The 24795-nt window shown below is 44.4% G+C and carries 27 protein-coding genes and 1 riboswitch; of the genes, 24 read left to right on the top strand and 3 right to left on the bottom strand.

All coding sequences use genetic code 11. The annotated features are described in order from the left end of the window. Position 1: 1 nt before the first annotated feature. The 19 genes from SporoP33_RS07715 to SporoP33_RS07625 all read left to right on the top strand — a co-directional run bounded on the left by SporoP33_RS07715 (position 2) and on the right by SporoP33_RS07625 (position 17823). Positions 2-838 carry a class I SAM-dependent methyltransferase gene (locus tag SporoP33_RS07715; protein WP_231293323.1) on the top strand — a complete coding sequence of 279 codons (837 nt, stop codon included), beginning with the start codon at positions 2-4 and terminating at the stop codon, positions 836-838. Further along, entirely contained in the window at positions 831-1871 is a 1041-nt protein-coding gene (locus SporoP33_RS07710) for a FecCD family ABC transporter permease (protein ID WP_081243176.1), read from the top strand. The genes SporoP33_RS07715 and SporoP33_RS07710 overlap by 8 nt, the downstream gene beginning before the upstream one ends. A gap of 2 nt (positions 1872-1873) precedes the next feature. Next, on the top strand, positions 1874-2638 hold the full coding sequence (locus SporoP33_RS07705; RefSeq protein WP_081243175.1) for an ABC transporter ATP-binding protein: 765 nt from the start codon (positions 1874-1876) through the stop codon (positions 2636-2638). A 15-nt stretch (positions 2639-2653) separates the two neighbouring features. Next, positions 2654-3646: an ABC transporter substrate-binding protein gene (locus SporoP33_RS07700; RefSeq protein ID WP_081243174.1), complete on the top strand. Its 993-nt coding sequence runs from the start codon at positions 2654-2656 to the stop codon at positions 3644-3646. A 21-nt stretch (positions 3647-3667) separates the two neighbouring features. Then, positions 3668-4864: a CbiX/SirB N-terminal domain-containing protein gene (locus tag SporoP33_RS07695; RefSeq protein ID WP_081243173.1), complete on the top strand. Its 1197-nt coding sequence runs from the start codon at positions 3668-3670 to the stop codon at positions 4862-4864. Positions 4865-5588: 724 nt separating this feature from the next. Then, positions 5589-5891 carry an urease subunit gamma gene (locus tag SporoP33_RS07690; protein WP_081243172.1) on the top strand — a complete coding sequence of 101 codons (303 nt, stop codon included), beginning with the start codon at positions 5589-5591 and terminating at the stop codon, positions 5889-5891. Between the two features lie 27 nt (positions 5892-5918). Further along, positions 5919-6242: an urease subunit beta gene (locus SporoP33_RS07685; protein ID WP_081243171.1), complete on the top strand. Its 324-nt coding sequence runs from the start codon at positions 5919-5921 to the stop codon at positions 6240-6242. Next, positions 6239-7957 (top strand): urease subunit alpha, encoded by a 1719-nt coding sequence (gene ureC, locus SporoP33_RS07680; RefSeq protein WP_081243170.1) that lies wholly within the window; start codon positions 6239-6241, stop codon positions 7955-7957. The genes SporoP33_RS07685 and ureC overlap by 4 nt, the downstream gene beginning before the upstream one ends. A gap of 10 nt (positions 7958-7967) precedes the next feature. Next, on the top strand, positions 7968-8423 hold the full coding sequence (ureE, locus tag SporoP33_RS07675) for an urease accessory protein UreE (protein ID WP_081243169.1): 456 nt from the start codon (positions 7968-7970) through the stop codon (positions 8421-8423). Beyond that, entirely contained in the window at positions 8416-9102 is a 687-nt protein-coding gene (locus SporoP33_RS07670) for an urease accessory protein UreF (RefSeq protein WP_081243168.1), read from the top strand. The genes ureE and SporoP33_RS07670 overlap by 8 nt, the downstream gene beginning before the upstream one ends. Before the next feature lie 37 nt (positions 9103-9139). After that, the gene (gene ureG / locus SporoP33_RS07665) at positions 9140-9760 is read left to right on the top strand and encodes an urease accessory protein UreG (protein WP_081243167.1); all 621 of its coding nucleotides are present in this window, start codon (positions 9140-9142) and stop codon (positions 9758-9760) included. Next, positions 9753-10577, top strand: coding sequence for an urease accessory protein UreD (locus SporoP33_RS07660; RefSeq protein ID WP_081243166.1), 825 nt, complete (start codon positions 9753-9755; stop codon positions 10575-10577). Before ureG ends, SporoP33_RS07660 begins: the two co-directional genes overlap by 8 nt. Positions 10578-10670: 93 nt before the next feature. Continuing rightward, a complete protein-coding gene (locus tag SporoP33_RS07655) occupies positions 10671-12263 on the top strand; it encodes an ABC transporter substrate-binding protein (RefSeq protein WP_081243165.1) in 1593 nt (530 codons plus the stop codon). A 62-nt stretch (positions 12264-12325) separates the two neighbouring features. After that, positions 12326-13315 carry an ABC transporter permease gene (locus SporoP33_RS07650; protein ID WP_081243164.1) on the top strand — a complete coding sequence of 330 codons (990 nt, stop codon included), beginning with the start codon at positions 12326-12328 and terminating at the stop codon, positions 13313-13315. Between the two features lies 1 nt (position 13316). Continuing rightward, complete coding sequence (locus SporoP33_RS07645) at positions 13317-14135, top strand: ABC transporter permease (protein ID WP_231293322.1); 819 nt, start codon at positions 13317-13319, stop codon at positions 14133-14135. Between the two features lie 88 nt (positions 14136-14223). After that, positions 14224-15723, top strand: coding sequence for an ABC transporter ATP-binding protein (locus SporoP33_RS16325; RefSeq protein WP_081243163.1), 1500 nt, complete (start codon positions 14224-14226; stop codon positions 15721-15723). 185 nt (positions 15724-15908) lie between these two features. Further along, positions 15909-16346 carry a HicA family toxin-antitoxin system gene (locus SporoP33_RS07635; protein WP_231293321.1) on the top strand — a complete coding sequence of 146 codons (438 nt, stop codon included), beginning with the start codon at positions 15909-15911 and terminating at the stop codon, positions 16344-16346. 159 nt (positions 16347-16505) lie between these two features. Continuing rightward, positions 16506-16608, top strand: a riboswitch (TPP riboswitch). A gap of 92 nt (positions 16609-16700) precedes the next feature. Continuing rightward, positions 16701-17396 carry a thiaminase II gene (gene tenA, locus SporoP33_RS07630; protein WP_081243161.1) on the top strand — a complete coding sequence of 232 codons (696 nt, stop codon included), beginning with the start codon at positions 16701-16703 and terminating at the stop codon, positions 17394-17396. Positions 17397-17505: 109 nt separating this feature from the next. Further along, positions 17506-17823, top strand: a complete 318-nt coding sequence (locus SporoP33_RS07625) for a DUF3889 domain-containing protein (RefSeq protein ID WP_231293320.1) — start codon at positions 17506-17508, stop codon at positions 17821-17823. A 91-nt stretch (positions 17824-17914) separates the two neighbouring features. On the opposite strand, the gene hpaB is transcribed toward SporoP33_RS07625, so the two are convergent. After that, a complete protein-coding gene (hpaB, locus tag SporoP33_RS07620; protein ID WP_081243159.1) occupies positions 17915-19360 on the bottom strand; it encodes a 4-hydroxyphenylacetate 3-monooxygenase, oxygenase component in 1446 nt (481 codons plus the stop codon). A 165-nt stretch (positions 19361-19525) separates the two neighbouring features. On the opposite strand from hpaB, the gene SporoP33_RS07615 reads away from it, so the two are divergent. From SporoP33_RS07615 to SporoP33_RS07600, 4 genes are all read left to right on the top strand, one after another. Beyond that, positions 19526-20113: a hypothetical protein gene (locus SporoP33_RS07615; RefSeq protein ID WP_081243158.1), complete on the top strand. Its 588-nt coding sequence runs from the start codon at positions 19526-19528 to the stop codon at positions 20111-20113. Positions 20114-20194: 81 nt separating this feature from the next. Further along, positions 20195-20497, top strand: a complete 303-nt coding sequence (locus tag SporoP33_RS07610; protein ID WP_081243157.1) for a rhodanese-like domain-containing protein — start codon at positions 20195-20197, stop codon at positions 20495-20497. Positions 20498-20780: 283 nt separating this feature from the next. Then, a complete protein-coding gene (locus SporoP33_RS07605) occupies positions 20781-21494 on the top strand; it encodes an N-acetylmuramoyl-L-alanine amidase (RefSeq protein WP_081243156.1) in 714 nt (237 codons plus the stop codon). A gap of 76 nt (positions 21495-21570) precedes the next feature. Next, positions 21571-22629 (top strand): Mrp/NBP35 family ATP-binding protein, encoded by a 1059-nt coding sequence (locus SporoP33_RS07600; protein ID WP_081243155.1) that lies wholly within the window; start codon positions 21571-21573, stop codon positions 22627-22629. Between the two features lie 20 nt (positions 22630-22649). On the opposite strand, the gene gerD is transcribed toward SporoP33_RS07600, so the two are convergent. Then, positions 22650-23237, bottom strand: coding sequence for a spore germination lipoprotein GerD (gene gerD, locus SporoP33_RS07595; RefSeq protein WP_081243154.1), 588 nt, complete (start codon positions 23235-23237; stop codon positions 22650-22652). A gap of 138 nt (positions 23238-23375) precedes the next feature. Here gerD and SporoP33_RS07590 point away from each other — a divergent pair, with 138 nt between their 5' ends. Then, on the top strand, positions 23376-24065 hold the full coding sequence (locus tag SporoP33_RS07590; protein WP_081243153.1) for a KinB-signaling pathway activation protein: 690 nt from the start codon (positions 23376-23378) through the stop codon (positions 24063-24065). 26 nt (positions 24066-24091) lie between these two features. On the opposite strand, the gene SporoP33_RS07585 is transcribed toward SporoP33_RS07590, so the two are convergent. Beyond that, positions 24092-24757, bottom strand: coding sequence for a polysaccharide deacetylase family protein (locus SporoP33_RS07585; RefSeq protein WP_081243152.1), 666 nt, complete (start codon positions 24755-24757; stop codon positions 24092-24094). Between the last annotated feature and the right edge of the window lie 38 nt (positions 24758-24795).

Raw genomic sequence — 24795 nt, 5'->3', positions numbered from 1 at the left:
CATGAAGGAATCCCCTTTAAAAATCGATTTTGAGAAACTCTGGAAAGAAGGCATGCTGGATTGGCACGGTAATATGCCCGAGCGTATGGTGGACGATGAGCTCGAAGAAGATTTTTGGGCGCAGTCCATGAAGAAAAAAACATATAAACAAACAGACGACTATGCAGAAAGAATCTATGAAAAAATGAAACCGTATATACCAGAGGATGCAAGCTGCCTGGAAATCGGACCGGGATGGGGAAATTATACATTTCCATTAAGTGAAGACGTAAAAAGTCTGACACTTGTAGACGGTTCCGAAAGTGTGCTTGCTTATTTAAGACAATACTATGAGAGCGATGCGCCGGTTCAGTTTGTTAACAGTAAATGGGAAGAAGTGCAGGTTGAGCCGCATGATATCGTTGTCGGAGTAAACTGCTTTTACCGTATGTATGAACTGAAGACGGCACTGAAGAAAATGAACGCACTTGCGCAAAAACGTGCCATCATCGGCTTAACGACGGGCCCAATCCAACCGCATTATGTTGTCTTAGATAAGCAGTATGGCTATGAAATAAAATACCCGCGCCGCGATTATATTGCCATTCTCAATATACTGTACCAATTAGGCATTTACGCAAATTGTGAAATGGTCAAGCTGGAGCGTACATACCGTTACAATACATTGGAACAACTTTATGAAACACAGAGCAAAAAAATCTTGTCACCACAGTTTGAAATGGCACATGTGAAAAGCTCACTTGAACCTTTTATTGCGATGGAAGATGGCCAATACGTGTACCGTCATCCATTTTATGCGGCGATCATTACTTGGGAGCCTTCGAATTCACATGACTAAGCTGCGATTTACATTATTAGCAAGTGTATTGCTGGCAGTGTTGCTGGCTTCTATGACGTTTGGAGTGATGGTGGGCTCCGTTGATATTACGCCGAGTATTATTTGGGAAGTCCTTTTTACGAAAATGGGTTTATCCGCAGAAGCCACGGCTTCAAAAGCACAGAGCATTATTATATGGGAAATTCGTTTGCCGCGGATTATACTTGCCGCGATAGTCGGAGCAGCCTTAGCGATCAGCGGAGCGGCAATTCAGGCACTGGTAAGGAACCCTATTGCGGATCCATATATTTTAGGGGTGTCGTCCGGCGCATCAGTTGGTGCGACTTTGGTCATTTTGCTTGGTGCATTCAGCTTTTTAGGTACCTATGCGCTGTCTGTTGCCGCTTTTTTCGGCGCTATTCTGGCAGTTGTTATCGTGTTTTTATTGGCACGTGTCAACGGACGAACATCTGTTATTCGTCTTCTTCTGGCGGGAATTGCAATTTCAATGGTATTTTCGGCCATCACCAATTTTATGCTGATGACATCAAAACAGCAAGGCGGTATTCAAGCTGTCATACATTGGACGCTCGGCAGTCTGGCAGGCGCGAAGTGGTCAACCATTGGTTTGCCGTTCTTTACATTTCTGCTGATTTTTATACTGCTGCTATTCAATTACAGGCAGCTTAATGCGCTCCTTCTCGGTGAAGAACTGGCTACGACACTTGGCATAAATTTAGACCGTTTTCGGATTTTTATTATCCTGGCCGTTTCATTATTGACGGGTGTTGTAGTTGCCAGCAGCGGCAGCATTGGCTTTGTCGGGCTAATAGTACCGCATGTTGTGCGAATGATGGTCGGGTCTAACTATAAATTGGTGCTGCCGATCAGTGCATTAATGGGTGCAGTTTTCTTAGTATGGGCAGATATGGCAGCACGTGTTGCAATAGCGCCTGAAGAAATGCCTATTGGAATTGTAACTGCTGTATGCGGAGGCCCCTTCTTTATTTGGATGCTTAGACGCCGTCGATACTCTTTTGGGGATGGTGAATAAAAATGTTGCAAGTAAAAAATATTTCATTTTCAGTGCTTGAAAAGAAAATATTGCATGACATTTCCTTTTCGTTAGATCAAGGCAAGTTTATTGGCGTTATTGGCCCTAATGGCAGCGGAAAATCAACGATGTTAAAAATCATCTACCGCTATTTACAGCAAACAAGCGGAGTTGTGACGTTATACGAAAAAGACATGGACCAAATGACTCAAAAAAAGATCGCAAGAGAAATGGCTGTGGTGAGTCAGGAAACTCCTGTGCTCTTTGACTTTACCGTAAAAGATTTGGTCATGATGGGACGGACACCCTATAAACAATGGCTGGCAAAAGACAGTAAAGAAGACTTTGCTATTGTTGAGGAAAGCATGAAGCTCGCCGATGTGCTGTATTTAAAAGATCGAACACTCGGACAATTATCCGGCGGGGAAAAGAAGCGGGTGATGCTGGCACGCGCGCTCGCTCAGCAGGCAAAAATATTGATTTTAGATGAGCCGACTAATCATTTGGATATCGAACATCAGCTTCAGTTGCTGGATTTGGTGAAAGAGCTGCCCATTACGATTATAGCGGCATTGCATGATTTGAATTTAGCGTCCAGCTATTGTGATGAATTACTCTTAATAAAAGATGGGGTTCTGCATATGAAAGGAACTCCAGAACAGGTGCTGACAGAGGAAAACATACAGCAAGTTTTCCGTGTACAGGCCGACATTTCAAAGAATCCATTTACACAAAAACTGCATTTATTTTTCACACAGAAAATCTAAGGAGAATACGGACATATGAACAAGAAATTAATCGTAGCATGTATGTTTTTCAGTACATTACTTTTACTGGCGGCATGTTCAAACAAAGCGACAGGAAATGAAACAGAGAAGGACGCTGCGAAAAGCGGACAAACAGAACAGGATGAAAAAATTATTATTGATAACAATGACTTTGTCATTGAATACGATAAGGCGCCCAGTCGTGCAATTTCATTAAACCAGCATGTAACAGAAATCATGCTTGCGCTCGGTTTGGAAGATTCAATGGTTGGTACAGCTTATTTGGACGACAAGATCTACAAACCATTACAGGAAACATATGAGAAAGTCCCCGTATTGGCGGAACAATATCCATCCAAAGAGCAAGTGATTGAAGCGGAAGCAGACTTTCTGTATGCCGGCTGGTCAAGTGCATTTACTGAAAAATCCATTGCCGCACGTGAAGAGCTAAAAGAGCTAGGCATCGACAGCTATTTACAGATGTCATCTACTAAAGTAGCGCCAACTTTAGAAGACATCTATACAGATATACGAAATATCGCAAAGATTTTCCGGATAGAAGATCGCGGGGAAGAGCTAGTAAGCCAAATGAATCAGGACATTGAAGAGATTACAGCTAAACTGCCTGAAGTAAAAGAGCCGCTGGAAGTTTTAGTATTTGATAGTGGTGATACGGAAGTCTTCACGGCGACACAGAACTTCATGAATACACTGGTTACGATGGCGGGAGGCCGCAATGTGTTTGGAGATGTGGAGGGGAACTGGGCTACCGTTTCAAAAGAAGATGCAGTGGAGCGACAGCCCGAAGTAATTGTTGTAATTGATTACGGTTCAACTACAGTAGAGCAGAAAATAAACTTCCTCAAATCAGATCCGGCATTAAGTGAAACACCTGCCGTACAAAATGAAAAGTTTGTCACTTTGCCATTATCGGCGGCTTCTGAAGGTATTCGTGCAGCAGAAGCAGTTGAAATACTAGCAAAAGGCTTCTACCCGGACGCTTATTAACAAAATCGGAGGTTATCAATCATGACTACTTGGAATTTAACGCCAATGCAGCGCCATGTGCTCATCTGCAACGGGTCTACTTGTATGGGAGCTGGAGCTGAAGAAGTCACACAACAGATCCGTGATGAAATCCGTATAAATCGTTTGGACGAAAAGATTCATACATCGCGTACACGCTGTAACGGCCGCTGTAAAGATAAATGTGTCGTCATTGATTATCCAAAAGGGACATGGTACTCCGTGCAGCAAGAAGAAACAGCACGTGCGATTGTCCATGAATCAGTGAAAGAAGATTCAATTATTTATTCAATGGAACACGGTGAACGAAAACGCGGTGAATCACGTGTTAAAGGAATCAATAAATATCGGAAAAAAAGAGGGCCGAAGAAAAAAGCGGTATTATTTGTCGGACACGGGAGCCGGCTGGAGGCGGGAAACGAAGAAGTCCGCAAATTTATCGACGAGATGAAAGGGCATGTTGACCCGGCTTTACTGGTAGAAACTTGCTTTCTCGAATTCGCATCGCCAAATATCGAAGATGGCATTCAATTATGCATTGAAAAAGGTGCAGATGAAGTTCATGTAATTCCCATTATCCTATTGCATGCAGGCCACTCAAAACTCCATATACCAGCAGAAATAGAACATGCTAAAGAGCATTTTCCGGATATTCACTTTACTTATGGCCAAACGATAGGTATTCATAAAGAAGTGATTGATATCTTACTGACAAGACTTGCTGAAGTAGGATTTGATGTGAATCAGAAGCATGAAGATACAGCTATTCTCTTTATTGGACGAGGCAGCAGTGATATGGACGCCAAGGCAGATTTTTATAAGATCAGCAGTTTGTTGTGGGAAAAACTGCAGGTGCCTATTGTTGAAAATGCCTTTATGGGAGTGGCGACACCGACCGTGCAAGAAGGAATGGAGCGCTGTATAGAATTAGGTGCGAAGAAAGTTATTATGCTGCCATACTTTTTATTCACGGGAATTTTAATGGAGCGAATGAAAAAATTTGCGGGACAGTTCAGAGAGAGGCATCCGCAAACGCAGATTGAAATTGCAGAGTACTTTGGCTATCATCCAAATTTGCGGAATGTCTTGCTGGAACGCATGAATCAAGCATTAGACGGCACTTCGACCGGTATGCAAGATTTAGAGAATTTTCGTATATACGCAGAAGAACATGGATATGAGCACCACCATCATCATTAAACAGCAGTACAGAATTCGGTAACATGTAGGAAAGAATTGACCGCACAGCCCGGCTGCACCGCCTGACGGGCTGTCGGGCTGATGTAAGTAACATTGAATTTACGTGGACATACGGACTGAGTACATACATTACAGTCTATTTTTTTTGCCTGCTAATAGCAGCATTACGGTTGGGATGAAGTGTTTTTTCGTATTATCTTCTCCGTAAGCGGGAACACTTGAATCCTGACCGAGAAACTGTACAATAAATTAGTGGCAGTAACTCCAAACTACTTTCTCTAACCTTTCAGTAAAGAAAGTAGACTACCCTTCCTTTCCAGTTGTTTGAAGTATGTAAAATCTCACCGATCACCCCCTGACGGCATGAGTCATTAACGAATCAACTGCGAGTAAACCATTTATATTACCTTGTTGTATAAGCAGAACCCATAGTCGGCAGGACAAACGATTCTTGCTGCATTCGACAGTTTTTTATGGCGAAAAGTAACACAGGACAACGTTTATGCTGACTTGCATTAGGGTAAACTGTGTGAAGCTGTATTTTTTATATGATCTGAAATTAGTTCGTATGTATTATATGGAGGAAAAAGTGGTCAGTTATGGAAGGCTATAGCAAGCCGGTTAGAGTTTTCTCATTTTAATGAAAATTGAGCGGGTTATATTGAACGCAGTTGGAGAAAAGAGCAGTGCTGCAACGTATTATTACATTTTAGGAGGTTGAACAATGCAATTACTACCGCGTGAAATTGATAAATTAATGATTGTTGTGGCTGCTGATGTAGCCAGAAGACGTAAAGAGCGGGGTCTTAAATTAAATCACCCGGAAGCAATGGCGCTAATTACATACGAAGTGATGGAAGGTGCCAGAGACGGCAAGACAGTTGCAGAACTTATGGCGTACGGGGCAACGATCCTATCTCGTGAAGACGTAATGGATGGCATTCCCGAAATGATTGACGATATTCAAGTAGAAGCAACATTCCCCGACGGGACGAAATTAGTTACAGTTCATAAACCGATACGATAGTTTTATGTAAAGAAAGGGGACGTTACGATGATACCAGGCGAATATATTTTGAAAGATGAACCGATAATTTGTAATGAAGGCGCAGAAAGTATAGATGTACAAGTTGTAAATCATGGCGACAGACCTATCCAGGTCGGTTCTCATTATCACTTTTATGAAGTAAATCTTGCATTAAAGTTTAATCGGGAAGTGACATACGGCAAGCGTTTAAATATACCTGCGGGTGCTGCTGTCCGTTTTGAACCGGGTGATGAGAAAGAAGTGCAGCTGATTGATTATGCTGGAAAAAGAGAAGTATACGGATTTCATAATAAAGTAGACGGACCATTGGAAGGCGGGGATGCGAAATGAGTTTTAAAATGGATAGGGAACAATATGCTCAAATGTACGGACCGACAACCGGTGACTCCGTCAGACTTGCAGATACCGATCTGTTCATCCAAATCGAAAAAGACTATACAAAATATGGAGAAGAAGTAGTTTTTGGCGGCGGAAAAGTCATCCGTGACGGAATGGGACAGCATCCGCTGATCACACGGGAAGAAGACGAACGGGTCCCTGATACGGTTATTACAAATGTGGTAGTGCTTGACTATACAGGTATTTATAAAGCGGACTTGGCAATCCGGGACGGTAAAATTTCGGGCATCGGAAAAGCAGGTAACCCGCTTGTACAAGACAAAGTAGACATTATTATAGGAGCATCCACAGAAGTGATCTCGGGCGAAGGTAAAATCATTACCGCGGGCGCGATTGATACACACGTGCACTTCATCAATCCGGCGCAAGTGGATGTCGCACTTACAGCGGGAACGACGACACTGATTGGCGGCGGCGCGGGACCGGGTGACGGCTCCAGAGCAACGACTGCCACACCGGGTGCCTGGCATCTTCATTCCATGCTGAAAGCTTTGGAAGGGCAGCCGATTAATATCGGTTTGACAGGGAAAGGACATGCTGCAGCGAGCGGTCCTTTAGCGGAACAAATACTTGCCGGTGCTATTGGTTTGAAAGTCCATGAAGATTGGGGCGCAACGCCGTCAGTTCTCGATCATGCACTGCGGGTTGCTGATGAATACGATGTGCAGATTGCGCTTCACGCGGATACGTTAAACGAAGCCGGATTTTTTGAAGATACGATGAAAGCAATTGATGGCCGCGTTATCCATATGTACCATACGGAAGGCGCAGGCGGCGGGCACGCGCCGGATCTGATTAAATCCGCAGGCATGATGAATGTGCTGCCAGCCTCCACCAATCCGACATTACCTTATACAATCAACACTATCGATGAGCATTTGGATATGGTGATGGTTGCCCATAACTTAAATCCATCTGTGCCGGAAGATATCGCATTTGCGGATTCACGCATCCGCAACGAAACGATAGCAGCGGAAGACATTCTGCAGGACCTGGGCATCTTCAGTATGACAAGCTCAGATTCACAGGCAATGGGCCGTATAGGTGAAGTGGCACTTCGTACATGGCAAGTAGCCCATAAAATGAAAAAACAGCTTGGGATTATGGAAGGTGACAGTGAGTATTCGGATAATAACCGGGTGAAGCGCTATATCGCCAAATATACGATTAACCCTGCCATTACTCACGGAATATCCGAGTATATCGGTTCAATTGAAGTCGGAAAAATGGCGGACCTTGTTCTTTGGGATCCGAAATTCTTTGGTGTCAAACCGGAAATGATTTTGAAAAATGGAATGGCTGTCTTTAGCTTAATGGGGGATGCCAATGCGACGATTCCGACACCGCAGCCGATGATTTACCGTCCGATGTACGCAGCACTCGGAAAGGCGCTGTCGCAGAGTTCCATTACATTCGTTTCTCAGATTGCATACGACCAAGGAATAAAAGAAAAGCTTGGACTTGAAAAAATAGTGCTTCCTGTGCGCAATATACGCGGTCTTACGAAGAAAGACATGAAATTAAATACAGCCACTCCGGATATTGATGTAGATCCGCAGACGTATGAAGTGAGAATCGACGGAAAGCTCATCACATGTGATCCGATTGATGAAGTGCCAATGGGGCAACGCTATTTCTTATTTTGAGGTGAAAAACATGATAGTAGAAGAAGTCTTACTGAACGTAAAAGATTTAGAACCAGGTGAATATGAAAAGCGCCATAAAGAGAAAGTGTACCTGGAAAGTGCGCATTTAATGAAAAGAATTCAGCGCGTGGAAACAGATCATGGACGTGAAATCGGCATCCGTTTAAAAAATCCGCGTGATTTGGAAGCTGGCGACGTTCTTTTTATGGATGATAAAAATATCATCTTCATTGACGTGCTATCTGATGATTTACTAATCATCAGCCCTCGCTCGATGCTTGAAATGGGAACGATTGCACATCAGCTTGGAAACCGGCATTTGCCTGCGCAGTTTGAGGATCAGGACATGCTCGTACAGTATGATTATTTAGTGGAGGAATTGCTGCAGGAAATGGGCATTCCATTCAAGCGGGAAGAACGAAAAGTTGCAAAGGCTTTCCGCCATATCGGGCATAGCCATGACTAATCATGCACTGTCCTTGTTCCAATTATGCGATTCCAATTTTCCGGTAGGATCATTCAGCCAATCATTCGGTCTGGAAACATATATTCAAAAAGACATAGTCACAGACGCTGATACGTTTTCCGACTGGCTGAATGTCTATGTGCATGAGCAGCTCGCCTACGCGGATGGATTGGCTGTTAGAATCGCTTATGATGCACTTGATATGGATGAACTTGATGAGATTTGGGAATTGGATCGTCTATTGACTGTGCAGAATCTGGCCCGTGAATCACGTGACGGCACACAGCGTATGGGTGACAGGATGCTGGACATTGCGCAATCTATTTACGAAATACCGATGCTGTCTGTCTACGCGCAGAAAATACGTGATAAAGAAGCTTTTGGCCATCCCGCTATAGTTTTTACGATGGTGGGACATCATTTGCAAGCAGAAAAGAGAACGACGATTTTATATTATTTGTATTCGACTGTCGTCAGTCTCGTACAAAATGCCGTGCGGGCCATTCCTCTTGGACAAACGGCAGGTCAAAAAATTATTTATTCATTTCAGCAGCAGCTCCAGCAAGCGACAGACAAAATTATGGAGCTGGATGAAGAAGAGTTCGGTGTCGTATCGCCAGGACTTGAACTTTCACAAATGCAGCACGAACGTGTTGGCATACGTATTTTCAGTTCGTGATGAATGAAAGAAAATTAACAGTTAGGATGTGCGTAATATGGGACCAATTAAAATAGGTGTCGGCGGACCAGTCGGCGCAGGTAAAACAATGCTTGTCGAAAAGATTACCCGTGCTTTAGAGGGTGAAGTCAGTATGGCAGTTATCACCAACGACATTTATACGAAAGAAGATGCCAAGTTTTTAGTTGCGAACGGTATTCTTCCTGAAGACCGCATCGTCGGGGTGGAGACAGGGGGCTGTCCGCATACAGCTATTCGTGAAGATGCATCAATGAACTTTGCAGCGATCAATGAATTAAAAGAAAAGCATCCCGATCTTGAGCTGATTTTTGTAGAAAGCGGCGGCGACAATCTGGCAGCTACGTTCAGTCCGGAACTCGTAGACTTTTCCATTTATATAATCGACGTGGCACAGGGAGAGAAAATCCCGCGTAAGGGCGGACAAGGGATGATTAAATCTGACCTGTTCATTATTAATAAAACTGATTTGGCGCCATATGTCGGGGCAAGCCTTGAGGTAATGGAATCTGACACAAAAGTATTCAGAGGCAATAAACCATTCTTTTTCACCAATTTAAAAGACGATGACGGACTGGATGAAGTGGTGGAATGGATCAGGAAACATGCTTTATTAAAAGGGCTGGGACAAGATGTCTGAATGGACAGGCGTTCTTGATCTTGTCATGGAAAATCGGCAGGGACGTTCCGTAGCGAAAAGCGTCTACTTTCAAGGTGCTTTTAAAGTGATGCGCCCCGTCTATTTTAATAAGAATAGTTACCCGTGCTATTACTTATTGAATCCGGGCGGCGGTTATTTAGACGGAGACCGGTATCGCATGAAAGTTACGCTTGGTGAACAGGCGAAGCTGACATTGACGACCCAGTCGGCTACGAAAGTATACAGAACGCCCACTGAGCAAGTGTATCAGGAAACGGTGTTCCATATGGGAAAAGACAGTTATCTGGAGTACTTGCCCGATGCACTCATTGCATACAAAGATGCCAGATGCTATCAGAAAAACAGTATATACATGGAAAAAGGGGCCACATTGCTGTATTCCGAGATCCTGACTCCGGGCTGGTCGCCGGAAGGGGAAAAATTCAGCTATGATATGCTTCGTCTAAAAACGAAGATTTATATGGAGAATCAGCTGGTTGCTTTTGACCATATTAAACTACATCCGGCATCTCAAAATATGAACGAGTTAGGATTTATGGAAGGATATACTCATTTAGGTTCATTTATTGTGGTTGGAGAAAAAACGAGTGATGAGTTATTGGATCGTTTGTATGAAAGAATTCAGCAGGAGGACGGGGACTTTGCATTTGGAATATCCAGGCTTGCTGTTCCCGGGTTCACTATCCGGATCATGGCGAATTTTACACAGCTTATAGAGCGGATAATCTCAGCATGCCACCACGTAATCAGTGATGAATGGCATCAGACGAAACCAAGCTTTCTGCGGAAGTACTAGAAAATGCCCGGCAATTTATAAGAGTTGCCGGGTAATTTACTGTGAACTTTGTCGTATTTTCATAAACCAATAGATATAACTAGGGGGATAACAATGAGAAAGCTTTGGCTATCTGGTCTATTGCTTTTCATCAGTGTTTTGGGGGCTTGTTCAAACAATCAGGACAGCAGCCGGCCGGATGAAAAAACGGACAGGAAAGATGAGTTAATACTGGCAATTGGCGGTGAAACAGACGAAGGTTTTGATCCGACTACCGGGTGGGGCATGTATGGGTCTCCTCTGTTTCAAAGTACATTGCTTACATATGATAAAGATTTCTCTATTCAGAACGACTTAGCAGCAAACCTTGAAGTCAGCAGTGACGGATTACAATATACAGTGGAGATCCGCGATGATGTGAAATTTTCGGACGGAGAGCCTTTAACATCGGAGGATGTTGCTTTTACATTTGAAACAGCAAAAAACAGCGGTTCTGTAATTGATTTAAGCAATCTTAACGAAGTGGAGACCTCGGGCGATTATGCAGTGAAGTTTACGCTAAAACAGCCGGATTCAACATTTAGCACACGGCTTGCAACAATAGGAATTGTTCCGAAGCATGCTTATGATGACAACTACAATGAGAACCCTATTGGATCCGGCCCTTATCAAATGGTGCAATGGAGCAGAGGACAGCAGCTGATTGTGGAAAGTAACCCTCATTATTACGGAACGCAGCCCAAATTTAAAAAGCTGACGTTTCTTTTCTTAGAGGAGGATGCAACGCTGGCTGCGGCTAAAGCCGGTGAAGTCGATGTAGCTGCGATTACTCCAAGTTTTGCAAAGCAGGACGTGGCAGGCATGCGTCTGGAGCGAATGGATACGGTGGATAACAGAGGCATTGTATTTCCTTACGTGAAGACAGGCGGACATACAAAAGATGGAGCACCTGTCGGGAATGATGTGACGGCCGATCCAACCATCCGCAAAGCAATTGATATCGGCATTGACCGGAAGGCATTGGTAGATGGAATTTTAGATGGCTTTGGTACACCAGCTTATTCTGTCGCGGATAATTTACCGTGGTGGAATCCTGAAACGGCTGTAACAGACAACCAATTGGAGAAAGCCCAAAAAATGCTGACTGACGCTGGCTGGATAGAAAACGAAGATGGCGTACGGGAGAAAGATCATTTGAAAGCCGCTTTCACACTGCTTTATCCTGCCGGTGATGAGATACGCCAATCGCTGTCCATCGCGGTGGCCGAACAAATAAAAGAGCTTGGTATTAAAGTGAAGACAGAGGGGAAAAGCTGGAGTGATCTGGGAAACCTCATGTATTCCAATCCTGTCATGATGGGCTGGGGAAGCCATGATCCGCTTGAAATGTATAATATACACAGCAGCCAAACGAGGGGTGAAGGCTTTTACAATGTAAATTATTACTCTAACCCGGCAGCTGATGACTATATGGAAAAAGCGATGCGTTCAACGACACAGGAAGAAGCAAATATGTACTGGCAGAAGGCCCAGTGGGACGGTAAAACAGGCTTCTCTTCTAAAGGGGATACTCCGTGGGTGTGGCTCGTTAATCTGCAGCATATCTACTTAGTAAATGATGATTTGGATATCGGCGATCAAAAGCTTCAGCCGCACGGTCACGGCTGGCCGATTACAGATTTCATTGAACAATGGCACTGGAAGTAAGGAAACAGAATGGAAGATGTGAATATATTGGTAATCAATTGATAATGAAAAGAGAGATAGCAATGCGGTTGAAAAAAATAGCTTTATTTTTTATCAGGAAAGCCGTGAAGCTGGCAACTTTGCTTATTGCCGTAAGCATTCTCTCCTTTACACTCGTAAGCCTTTCGCCGATCGACCCGGTTCAGTCGTATATTGGGGCAGATATGACCCGGGTCAGCGCGGAACAATATGAAAATATTGCGGAGTATTGGGGAATAAATGAGCCGAAAATCCAACAATTCATGCATTGGGGAAAAGCCGTTTTGCAAGGGGAGTTAGGTGTGTCCCTATTGTACAGGAGCGAAGTGGCGGATGTAATCAGTGAGCGTTTTCAGGCTTCATTGGCCTTGATGGTTGTCGCTTGGACACTATCGGGTGCCGGTGGTTTTTTGCTGGGTGTTATTGCCGGGATGAAGGAAGGCACATGGATTGACCGTCTGATCAAAGGCTATTCTTTCAGTCTCGCCTCGACACCGGCATTTTGGATCGGCATTTTACTGCTTATGTTTTTCTCAGTCAGTCTTGGCTGGTTTCCGGTTGGCCTTGGCTCTCCGGCTGGTGTTCTGTCGGCAGACGTTTCATTGGTTGAACGTGCGCGGCATCTGTTTTTACCCGCATTGATGCTGAGCATCACGGGAGTGGCCAATGTTGCCCTGCATACGCGCCAGAAACTTATTGAAGTGCTCAACAGCGAGTATATTCGGTTCGCAAAGGCCAAAGGTGAGCGCGGCTTCACATTATTGTGGCGTCATGGATTGAGAAATATTTCACTTCCGGCAATATCTTTACATTTCGCTTCGTTTGGAGAATTATTTGGCGGAGCAATATTGGCGGAACAAGTATTTTCTTATCCCGGACTTGGCCAAGCAGTTGTACAGGCGGGACTTGGCAGCGATGTCCCTTTGCTGCTGGGTATTGTTTTATTTAGTACGCTATTTGTATTTACGGGGAATTTGCTGGCGGATTTGTTATATCAAGTGATTGATCCCCGGATGAGAAGGAGGGGCGCATGAAATGAGTAGCCAGATCATGAATAGCAGGCTGCGAACGATCACAGTAATTAGCAGCGCCTCGATTTTCCTTTTAGTCATCATTGGAACAGGATTTTTTCTACATACGGATAATTCAGGCATCAATTTGGAAATGAAAAACGAAGCACCTTCTCTTGCGCATTTATTCGGTACAGATTGGCTTGGCAGGGATATGTTGCTGCGAACAATAAAAGGATTGTCATTAAGCTTTAGCGTGGGCGTAATTGCTGCTTTATCAAGCACATTGATTGCGCTGATGCTGAGCCTGCTTTCTTATTGGAATAACATAACGGATTCGATTGTCACTTGGTTAACCGACCTCTTTTTAAGTGTGCCGCATATGATTACGTTATTGTTAATTTCATTTGCGTTTGGCGGCGGATTTAAAGGGGTCATCATTGGTCTTGCGCTGACGCATTGGCCGAGCCTCACCCGCTTGCTTAGGGCGGAAGTGCTGCAAATAAAACAGGCGGAATATGTAAGTGTCTCCCGCCAACTGGGAAAATCGCGTGTATGGGCTGCCCGCCACCATATTCTTCCCCACTTGCTTCCCCAGCTCATGATCGGCTTTATTTTGATGTTCCCGCATGCCATTTTGCATGAAGCGGCTATTACGTTTCTGGGATTTGGTTTATCAACGGAAACGCCTGCAATAGGGAACATTTTATCAGAAGCGATGCGTTATTTGTCGATGGGATACTGGTGGCTTGCATTCTTCCCGGGACTGGCACTGCTTGCCGTCGTCGGTGTTTTTGATTTGCTTGGGCGGAGCGTGCGGAAACTGATTAATCCGATTCATTGAAAATAGTCTATGGGTATCCATGAGTGAACATGTCCGGGACGGGAACTCTATTCCTATATCCGGCCAAAAAAGATGAGGGGAAACGAATATGACTTCAATTCAACCAGTCCATCAAAAAGCGTATATCCCCTTGCTGGAAGTGAAAGACTTTAACTTAACCTTTCGGCGATTAGGGAAAGGGTTACGTGAAACAAAGATAGAAGCGATCCGCAATGTAAATTTAACGATTCATCAAGGAGAAATCGTTGCCATCGTAGGCGCGAGCGGATCGGGGAAAAGCCTGCTGGCGAATGCGATTCTAGGTATTCTTCCGAAAAATGCAGTGGTCGAAGGTGAAATGATTTACAAAGGTCAGGCATTGACAAAGAAGAGGCAAGAGGAATTACGCGGCAAAGAAATTTCGCTTATTCCGCAATCGGTGAATGCCTTGGATCCTTTAATGAAGACAGGCAAACAAGTTCAAGACGCAGTGAAAGGGAAAGAAAAGCGAGAAATTCAGCGCGCTATATTTAAAGAAGTGTGTCTGTCCGAAACAGCTGGCGGTTTGTACCCATTTGAACTCTCCGGCGGCATGGCGAGAAGAGTTCTTGCCGCGACGGCAATGATCAGCGGTGCGGAACTGATCGTCGCAGATGAACCGACGCCTGGTCTGGACCCGAAGGCATTGCAGGAAACGGTCGCTCAGTTAAAACAATTGGCTGACGGCGGAAAAAGTATGGTATTCATTACACATGATATTGAAGTGGCGTTACAAATTGCCGACAAAATTGCTGTTTTTCGTGAAGGACGAACAGTAGAAATTGCTGATGTCACGGATTTTTCCGGTAAAGGAGAAAAACTTAAGCATCCATATACGAGAGCACTATGGAATGCATTACCGCAAAATGAGTTTACGTCTTCTTTTTCTGAAGAAAAAAACAAAGTGCCGAATTTCGTTCCAACCAGTCAAAATGAAATCGTGCAAACTCAAATGCTTGAAATACAGAATATAGGGTATCATTATACGTATGGGGCATGGCTCTTTAAGGACGCAAACCTGACGATCAAGCCAGGAGAAGTAGTAGGTCTTTTCGGTTATAGCGGATCCGGCAAGTCAACGCTGGCACAAATTATCAGCGGCTATAAGAAGCCGCTGCATGGCCAAGTGCTGCTTGGCGGAAAGCCGATCCCGCCGGCATCTGTCAATCCCGTTCAACTGGTTTGGCAGCATCCAGAACAAGCGATTAATCCGCGTTGGCGTATGGACAAGATGTTCAAAGAGGCGGAAGGGCTGGACAGCGGGCTTCTGGAGGTGCTTGGCATTAAAGAAGAATGGTTACACCGCTGGCCGTTTGAACTTTCAGGCGGGGAATTACAGCGTTTTTGTCTGGCCCGCGCACTTGCGAGTAAAAATATCCGCTATTTAATTGCTGATGAAATGACAACAATGCTGGATGCTGTTACACAGGCGCAAATTTGGCACTCCGTTTTAATGTGGGCAAAAGCGAAAAAAATCGGATTGCTCGTAGTCAGCCATGATCATCATCTGCTTAATCAAATTGCCGATCGGGTCATCAATTTTTCCGATTTACATCAGAACATCGATTGATTTGACAACTACTTATAGCTGATATATATTGGAATTTAATTTTTTAATGTCAAGAGAGATTTGCCGGTTAATTGGCATGACAGGGAAATTAATCTTCAGGCGAGAAGTCTTTGTCTGAAGGAGGGTCTTGAAGCAGAAAAATTCACTATTTACAAGGTATGAACATTATTCGGGAGGTGTTTCTTGTGGTAGACGACTTTGAAGTGGAAAAAGTTTTTGAAGACAGGCATTATGAGCGAAATCAGTTTAAGCTTATTATAGACGGCCGGAAGTATAAAGGTGACTATCATGAAGGTGAAATCCAGTGGCTTCATCCGCATCCTAAGCAAGATGTCGGCGAAGAAGAAGTAAACGCCATAGAAGCTAAAGTTTTGGAACTGTTATCCGAGCACGGGATCAGAGATGAAGCAGAAGACATTGAGATTGAACGCTCCATCAGCAGAAATCAAACTCGGCCGCTTCAAGTGTTTAAATTAAAGGTGCAGGGCGAGGAGTTTAAAGGAACTTTTATTAATGGAGAAATCGAATGGTTTCATCCTAAGCCAAGACGCAAACTAAAAGATGAACGTGTACAAAAGATAGAAGAAGACGTGCAGAAAAAGCTGAAAGAACATCTGGAATAGAGAATCGCGCCGGATGAAAGCCAGTATGCATAAGGTTATCAGTGCAGCCCGATGTCAGCAGAATGATCCAGACTTCGCACACATTCATCAGTGCATCATTTGAAACAATTTGATCTTTCTGACAATCTATGCCTAAAATGGACGTATAAATGAAATAATTGTTACCGCTAGGGGTGCTCTTTGGAGCTGAGAGAAGCGTATCGCTTTAACCCTTTAACTTGATCCGGTTCATACCGGCGTAAGGAAGTGGTGCAGACACTGCTAGGCTTATTACTTATGCTCAGTGATGTCTCTCCGCCACTTCTGGTCAAGAAGTGGTTTTTTCATTTACTAAGAAAAAAGGGGAGAGTCTGAATGAAGTTTACTGAGCGATTGTTAGAGAAAACATTGCCAATCTGGAGACAGAATCATAGCCATCCATTTGTTCAAGAGATTGGAAACGGCACACTGGATCAGGAGAAGTTCCGCTTCTATATGGTGCAGGATTATTTATATTTAATCGATTATGCAAAAGTATTTGCGGTAGGCACAATGAAGGCCGCAGATGTGGAAATGATGGGGAAATTTGCTGCGCTGCTTAATGGTACGCTAACTACCGAAATGGATCTTCATCGAAAATATGCAGCCCAATTTGGTATTACGGAAGAAGAGCTGGAAAATGCCAAGCCTTCGCCCATTGTTCTTGCATACACTCACTATATGCTGCACGTCAGTCAAAATGGATCTTTGGCTGAAGTAGTGGCCGCATTATTGCCGTGTGCGTGGAGCTATCGAGAAATCGGCAAAGAGCTCGCTGAATTGCCGGGGGCTTTAGAACACCCGCTGTACGGTGACTGGGTACGCATGTATTCGTCAGAGGAATTCGGCGAGCTTGCGGACTGGTGCCTCGACCTGATGAATGAAACAGCGGCGGGCAAACCGGAGGAAGAATTAGCAAGGCTGGAAGAAATCTTCCTTAATACAACGCGTTATGAGTATATGTTTTGGGACATGGCGTATACGAAGCAGATGTGGCCTGGTGTGCAGGAAGAACAAACCGTTACCAAGTAAATACGGACAGCATCCGGGATTTGACGAACTCTTTTGCATGGAATCGAATGGTCTGAAATAGCGCATGCTACTTCTGAGGGAGGTGTGCGCTATCATTCGGAAACTGAGCATGGCGCTTGGGGTTTTTATGGCAGGCGGGTCGGCATATATCGATGTACCTGTTGCGGCAGCCAGTGCCGTCGAGACGCCCGCATATGCGAAATGGTCACGACTGGCAGTCAAGCAAACGATGCATAAGTATCCTCTGGCAGAGGTCACGGACTATCTGCACATAGCAACCAATACACACGGAGTAACGGGTGTCGAGAAATTTCGGCTATGGTTAAGAGAAGATGATCGCGAGTTTGCAGTGCTGGTGACAGTCACCTATTCAGCTGAAACAGGGAAATTCATCAAAATTGATTTTCAAGAACTGCCTGCCGAATAAAACAGCGCCCCTGTACCTGATAATATGGCACAGGGGCGTTGTTTCATTCAGGATCCTGCCGTGAAAACAGGATGACTCACCGATTCATTGACTATTCATATCTTGAAAGTAAGCGGTCAATCATATCTTGCCCCTGATCTTTTGGATACGATTTGGATAAGTTCCCAGCCAGCCTGACAGGATCACCAAAGAAATAGCGTTCATACTGTGTTTGCCTAGTACCGAATGCGCTCATTGTTAAATCCCATGCAAGCCGGAACAGCTGCACGCGGTCTTCCGCGGTTTTCGCAGCCCCTTGCAAATACTTTGCGAGATCAGGCTGAATAGGTGATTGAAAGTCGTTAACTGTAGGCAGCGCGACCATGCCGCTTGCACCGATCAGCTGGATGATCTCGCTGAAGCGCGGATAAATCTTCGGGAAGATATTGCTGGCTACTTTAAGGGGGACCGGGCTCGGGCACATATAGCCCCATTGATCGATTGCGGCGTCTGCCTCTGATTTATCGCGTAATGCCTTCATCGTTTCTAGCCCAATAATGATTTCAGACAGCTTCTCCTGTATATGCAGATATTCGCCTGCATTGATCGTCTGGACGAGCTGTTCTGCCAGACTCAACAAGAACTCTGTCTTCACGATTTGCCTGGTGATTACTTGGTGGGTGGCGAACGGATGAAATGAGCTCATAGAAAAAAAGTTCGCCGCAACTTCCGAATTATGATGGAAAAAGACACGCTCCCATGGCACAATAACTTCGTCAAAAACTACAATTGCATCCAATTCCTCAAACCGGGAACTGAGCGGATAATTGAATGCCGATTCTCCGCCCACAAATGACTCCCGGCAAATGAAACGCAGACCTTTCGTGTCGGAAGGTATGGAGAATGCAAATGCTTCATCAGGATCACCGAGGAAAGAAGGCGTACTGAATACAAAAACCTCATCTGTAACACCGCCCTGTGTCGCAAGCAGCTTGGCTCCTTTAATAATCAGGCCTTCTGAAGTGCTGCCGATAATTTTCGCGGAAATTGGTTCGTCAGAAGTATTAAAAGCACTCATGGAGCGATTGACCTGTGGTGTAACAAAGGTATGGGTGAAAGATAAATCATTTTCTCTTGCACGTTCATACAGCGCTTGAATATGCTCGGGAAAACAATTGTCCTTGCCGAGCAAAAAAGGAGAGGAACAGGCGAAACTCATAATGACTGTATTGAGGTAATCGGGGCTTCTCCCAAGCAGTCCGCAGGTAAGACGCGCCCACTGTTCTGTCATCACTCTGCGCTTCAGTAAATCAGCTTTCGTTTTGGGCTGTAAGTAAGAGATGCCGATTTGCTCGTTTGAGACAGGCGAGGCATAGGTCATAATCGGACTATGTGATGGAGCCATCTGTAAATCGTACAATGAAGCTTTCGTTTTAAGGAGTCCTTTAAATGCAGGGTGTTCCGAAATCGGTCCCTTTACTTGCTGTCCATCGAGCCAAATTTCTGTATTCTGCTGATTAATTCGATGTAAAAACTCATTACCCGTAATGGCACCCATACAATACCTCCTGGTTTTCTAGTTGATATAGTATATTACAGTGAGGGCATAAGTGATCAATGGAATCCTTTTTACCGGCTGTCATGCATCGGCGAAATAGTTTTGTTACAATACATTGAGAAAGTGTACATAAAATAGCAGTGAAAATATAGGGTGGGGAATTGAATGAATGAAAAATTAGTAATGGAGTATATTATTGCGTGTACAAATTTATATGGCATCGTACCGATTGATCAAGTAGCGGGGATCTTTAATGAACAAAACGAAGACATGATTACACCGGACGAACTGAACAGTCTGCTGCAGTCCGGACAGGTCAGGGGGAAACTGGAAGAGCATTTTGTCTATGCTGATTTGGATAAATTTATCGCGGAGGCGGCAAGTGAAGGCGATGAAAAAGAGGAGCTGGAGCAAGCGGCGGCTGGAAAACCATATTATGTACCGGCTAAAGAAGAGCTGCTGCGGTTTATTGACGAAGAATACATACAAGAGACACAGGAACAACTAAAATTAAAAAGCATGTTAATAGAAGATTTCGGTGATGAGCTCCATGCAGAAGAAGAAGTAAGGGAACTGGTATTCAATCTGCAGGTGAGCGGCGGAGACTTCATGGGTGAGATGTCTATGTTCATTGCGGGGCTGGAACTGCCTGTTGAAAAAGCGGAGCGCTATATACCTGTAATCGTTGATGTTGCAAATACGACAAGATTATGGGAAAACAGGGGACATACAACGAAAGAATTGCTGCCGTAACTGTCAGTTCATTTCAATAGACAATCCCCGAGCGTGCGGGATAGAATAAGGATATATTATACACTTTGGAGGATACCACTCATGACGTTAAAAGAATTGACTGCAAAAGAAGTGCAGGAACAGCTGGAAAGCGGTAAAGAGCTGAACATTATCGATGTACGCGAAGATGACGAAGTAGCACAAGGCATCATCCCGGGAGCAGCACATATTGCTCTCGGCAACCTGCCGATCGAAATGCACGACCTGGATACAGAAACGCCATACATCCTCGTATGCCGTTCGGGCGGCAGAAGCGGACGTGCGCAGGAGATTATGGCAGACGAAGGGTTTGACGTAACCAACATGACCGGCGGAATGCTGGCATGGGAAGGCGAAACAATATAATAAGTAAATATAAACTGCCCAGGAAGCGTCCAACTTCCTGGGCAGTTTTTGATGACATATATTCCAGTGAAAAATGTGTAGAGCCGTAAAGTCGGATACAAGACCATCTGTCATGTGAAATAATCCGATGCATCTGTTCGCAAAGACTGTAAATGTCCGCGACGCGTCTACATCAGAATCGTAAATTCATAGTAAGAAAAGATCCTGCTGCTTCGTTTAGCGCACTGCTGAGACATAACCGCAAAAGTCCAAGCGTATAGTGAAAGAAAAAGGCGGTGTCTAGATGAAAAAGTGGCTTGTAGCAGGGTTGCTGGTTTTTTTCTCGTTGGGCGGTGTATGGTATGGCGTTAAAGCATCGGATCGCGGATTCTTTCTGCCTGCAGAACTTGGCGGTGTAAACATCTTGATCGATCCGGGGCATGGCGGTGAGGATGGCGGAGCGTCCGCAGGCGAAATCATTGAAAAAGACATTACATTAAATATTTCCCATGAAGTACGTAAACTGCTTGAGAAAAAAGGGGCAACTGTACAGATGACGAGAGAGAAAGAAGGAGATGCGGTAGCGGAGCACGCGCCGTCAGAAAGTTTTGGTTCTTTGCGGAGCAGAAAGTTTGCAGATTTGAAACTGCGTGAAAGCATGGCGATAGAATCAAAGCCGGACATGTTCATCAGTGTGCATGTCAATGCGATCCCAGAAGAGCGCTGGAGAGGTGCCCAAGTATTTTATCATCCAGGCGGTCATCCTGACGGCAAACAGCTGGCAACGTCAATCCAGGATGAATTGCGGGATCAGCTGAAAAACACGGAGCGGGAAGCGATGAAAATCACCGGTGTTTATTTACTGAAAAAGGTACCGGTCCCGGCAGTACTAGTGGAAACGGGCTTTCTGTCAAATCCGGAAGAACGAAAATTATTGTCAAGTAAGTCCTATCAGAAAAAAGTGGCGGCAGCAATTGTAGATGGAATTGTGAAATACCAGCATGCCGAAGAACAATAAAGCATATGTCGTTTTAGAGGATAGTGAATATGATATACTGGAGGGGAGTGAAAGAATTCAGTAAGGAGTGTTGAATGTGATAAATGAACAACAAGTCCGTGAACTGATTGGCGCATTGAAAGATCCGTTTTTACATAAAACATTGGCAGAAACGAATGGTATTGTAGATGTAACTATCAAACCTGAGAAACAGCATGTCAGTGTTAAAGTCGCGATTGCGAAAGTGAATACCGGTGAACAATTGACGCTTCAATCGAAAGTAGTGGAAGTTTTAAAAGAGGCAGGGGCCGACTCGGTAGGCATCCGTTTTGAGGAACTGCCAAAAGAAGTATTGGAGCAATTCCGCGGCACAGCTACGGAATCAGAAACACAAGATATTTTATCTCCTTTATCTTCTATTGAATTTATCTCGATTGCATCCGGTAAAGGCGGCGTCGGGAAATCGACGGTCTCGGTCAATTTGGCAGTCGCTTTAGCACGACGCGGCAAGAAAGTCGGTTTGATTGACGCCGATATTTATGGGTTCAGTGTGCCGGATATGATGGGCATCACGTCCATGCCGGAAGTGCGGGAAAATCGTATAATGCCGGTTGAGCGTTTTGGCGTCAAAGTCATTTCAATGGGTTTCTTTGTTGAAGACAATGCACCTGTAGTATGGCGCGGGCCTATGCTCGGCAAAGTGCTCGATCAATTTTTCCGTGATGTGGAATGGGGCGAACTCGACTATTTATTGCTTGATTTGCCGCCAGGAACAGGGGACGTAGCGCTGGATATCCATCAAATGATTCCGGCTTCCAAAGAAATCGTTGTCACGACTCCGCATCCAACCGCAGCATTCGTTGCAGCCCGTGCTGGAGCTATGGCGCTTCAGACGGATCACGAATTACTCGGTGTAGTTGAAAACATGTCCTGGTTCGAATCTAAAACAACCGGAGAGAAAGAATATGTCTTCGGGCAAGGCGGAGGCGTACGTCTTTCTGAAGAACTCCGTACAGAATTATTAGGACAAATCCCTCTTGGTCAGCCGGACTGGAATGATACAGATTTTGCACCTTCCGTTTACGCGGAAAACCATCCGATTGGCCAAATCTACTTGCAGGTTGCCGATACGGTTATTGAAAAAACTGAAAAGTAAGTTAGGACAGACGAAGAAAGTCATTGACTTTCTCCGTCTGTTTTTTGATCTTTACTGCCGCTTTTTCCGCCTTCTTCAGCAGCCCCTTTTCCTGACTTCATGATGAGCTCCTGCCATTTTGCCTGCATGAGCGGGCTATTGATGGTGTCCTCCACCGCCTTCTCCATTTCTTTCTTTAGCGTGGCGGAGTTCACGATCTTTTCCATTTGCTTCATCATATCGGGCTGGCCGAAAAACTTTTCCAAATCTTTCTGGAATGAAGCATCCCCCATCAGATCCTTCATAATATCAGCTTGCTGCTTCTTCATGCTTTTAGCAATTGCTTCCGTGAATTTAGGGTCTTCAAAAGCGGTTTTCCAGAAACGCTCCCCCTCCTTGGAAAGTAATACGTTCTCAATACTTTGTTTGACTTCTGGCTGTTCAAGTACCAGCAACTCCCGAAACTCAGGGTCGGTCATCAATTTACGAAGTGCTTTTTTTCCGTCTTCCGTTTGGATCGCATCTGTCATCATTTTTTTCATCTCATCATAGCTTGGTGCTGCCTGATGTCCTCCGCTGCAACCCGTAAGGAATAGAAGGAATAGAAAAAGACCGGCTAATTTTTTCATTCCACTCAACCTTCCACTTGTATTTTCATTTATTGTTCACAATATAAGAAGGAATATGCATGATTCGTTCAATGAAATAGATTTTTTTGTCGAACGTTGATACACTAGAAGGGATATGAAAAAAAGGGGAACAGTGCAGTGACAATACGAAATTGGGTTAAATTTTTCTTGCGCGCAATGGCAATTGGCGGAGCGATTACAGCAGTTGTCGGGCTGATTGTACGTTGGGACTTTTTTTACGGATATTTACAGGCAGGCGAGATCTGGCAGTTTCTTGGTGCCTTTTTATGGATGGTTTTCTTAGGATTCACGATGAGTGTGGTCGCGCAGATGGGTTTCTTCGCCTATCTGACCGTGCATCAATTCGGCGTCAATATGTTCAGAACACTGACCTTATGGAACTGGGTGCAGATGTTAATAATAGCGGTCGTCCTTTTTGATCTGGTCTTTTTCCGTTTCCAATTAACGAAAGACGATACAGGGCGTACTGTTCTATACATTTTCTTACTTGCCACTCTGATTGCTGTGTCATCGGTAACGGCATACTTTAAAGCGCAATGGACAAAAAAACATGCGTTGATTTCTGCATTATTTTTCATGATTGTCATTACAACGCTTGAATGGCTGCCTGCGCTGATGGTCACTTCAGGAAATAAAGATGAGTGGGTAACGATTCTGTTATTCCCGCTGCTTGCTGTGAATGCGTATCAGTTATTAGTATTGCCTAAATACAATAAACAATCCGATGTGGATAAAGAAAAACTGGATAAACGCCGTGAAGAGAGAAAAAAGGCAAAAAAACAAACAGCTAAATCTAAAAAGAACTGACGGGGAGGCTTCTCCGTCAGTTCTTTTCATTGTGGAATTTTTTTGGTTTTCACAGTCGGCCTAAATAGCAGGTCTTCTACGGATTGATACGTGCGGCTTTCCATAAGACGTTTGACATCAGAAATCTTTGGCCGTCCACCGCTGTGATAAGAAACAGAAATGATTTCTCCTTTGGAGGCTTTAGGCAATTTGCCTTCTTTCCACTGAACAGTGGAACCTAAAGCATTGATTTCTGCTTTCTGTAATTGTTGAAGCAATGACGAGGGAAATTCTTCATCCGCCGTACGGAACCATAGAGGGCGGGCGGCAAATATCTTTTCAAATTGGCTAAGCTGCTCAGCGAAAAGGTTTAGATCCGTTTCGTATGATTGGCCCTGGACGCCAAGCAATGCAACAGGTACTGAACGTTTTTTTATTTCTTCGGCGAGATGTGGAAACCGGGAAGCCCAGTCACTGTCTACAAATAACAGCGGGTAAGGCTTGGTCAGCTGTCCGAGCAGTTCCTCAACTTCTTTCTCTCCAAATGAAATATTTACGGTCAGGGCAGAACCTTGTGCACCCTTTACAATAACTGCCGGGTTTTCAGTTAATTTAAAAACAGTCACCAAGGTAGAAGAAGGCTTGGTCAATTGGGGAATAAACGTCAAACATAAAACAGCAAGTACAAATAAAAAGAGGAGTTTTTTCAGCATACCAATCTCCTTACGCAATGGAAGTCTAAACTATTGTA

The sequence above is a fragment of the Sporosarcina sp. P33 genome, from assembly GCF_002077155.1.
GTDB lineage: Bacteria > Bacillota > Bacilli > Bacillales_A > Planococcaceae > Sporosarcina.
Note: the sequence above shows the minus strand (reverse complement) of the source record. Positions and strands in the feature narration are given on the sequence as shown.